This is a genomic window from Pseudomonas sp. SDT291_1_S447 (genome assembly GCF_054070155.1).
This window is the reverse complement of the sequence record NZ_JBSVXS010000273.1, coordinates 1-989: the sequence shown is the minus strand read 5'-3', so window position 1 is coordinate 989 and position 989 is coordinate 1. Positions and strand designations below refer to the sequence as shown.

Below are 989 nucleotides of genomic sequence, written 5' to 3'. Positions count from 1 at the left end.
GCTCCTACAGAGGGATTGGTTTTTTGCCAGAGAACAGCCTTCACGGCTGTTTTTTTACGCCTATGCTTTTTGGCTCTCACCCGCCGAGAGGACAGGCCCATGACAGACTGGCTGCTGGATCAGGTCTTTGACTTCAACGGGCACCACATTCGTTACGCCGTGCGCGGCGACGGCCCGCCGCTGGTGTTCGTGCATGGCACGCCGTTTTCGTCGTACGTGTGGCACCGGATCGCAACGCACTTTTTCGCCACGCATCGCGTGCATTACTTCGATCTGCTGGGCTACGGGTGCTCCGAACAGCCCGACGCCGATGTCTCCCTCGGCGTGCAAAACCAACTGTTGGCGCAGTTGCTCGACCATTGGAATATTGCAAACCCCGACGTCGTCGCTCATGACTTCGGCGGCGCCACCGTGCTGCGCGCACACCTGCTCAACGGCAAGGACTACCGCAGCCTGACGCTAATCGATCCAGTCGCACTGACGCCTTGGGGTTCGCCGTTCGTGCAGCATGTGCGCCAGCATGAAGCGGCGTTCAGTGGCCTGCCCGACTACATCCAGCGCGCCATCGTGCCGACCTATATTCGCGGGGCGATTCACCGCGATATCCCCGACGACGAACTCGCACCCTACGTGCAGCCGTGGCTGGGCGAGCCGGGGCAAGCGGCGTTCTATCGGCAGATTGCGCAGATGGACGAGCGTTATACCCGAGAAGCCGAAAGCCTCTACCCGACGATTCGCTGCCCGGTGCAGATTCTCTGGGGTGAAGACGATCAGTGGATACCCATCGAACGTGGCCGTGCGTTACATCAAATGATCCCGGGATCACAATTCCACCCGATTGCCCACGCCGGCCACCTCGTCCAGGAAGACGCCCCCGAAGCCATCGTCGCCGCCCTGCTGCGCTTTCTCTAAACCAACACAAATCCACCTGTAGGAGCTGCCGAAGGCTGCGATCTTTTGATTTTGCTTTAAAAAAACAAGATCAAAAG

Annotated in this window: 1 protein-coding gene; it reads left to right on the top strand. The window is 59.4% G+C overall.

What is annotated here, in order from left to right; translation table 11 throughout:
* The first annotated feature begins 99 nt into the window (after window positions 1-99).
* On the top strand, window positions 100-912 hold the full coding sequence (locus ACW9IR_RS29495) for an alpha/beta fold hydrolase (RefSeq protein ID WP_457466134.1): 813 nt from the start codon (window positions 100-102) through the stop codon (window positions 910-912).
* Window positions 913-989: the final 77 nt, after the last annotated feature.

What these genes read in the sequence shown, in the direction of transcription:
- ACW9IR_RS29495 (WP_457466134.1), top strand. Translation starts at nt 100, where the DNA reads ATGACAGACTGGCTGCTGGATCAGGTCTTTGACTTCAACGGGCACCAC.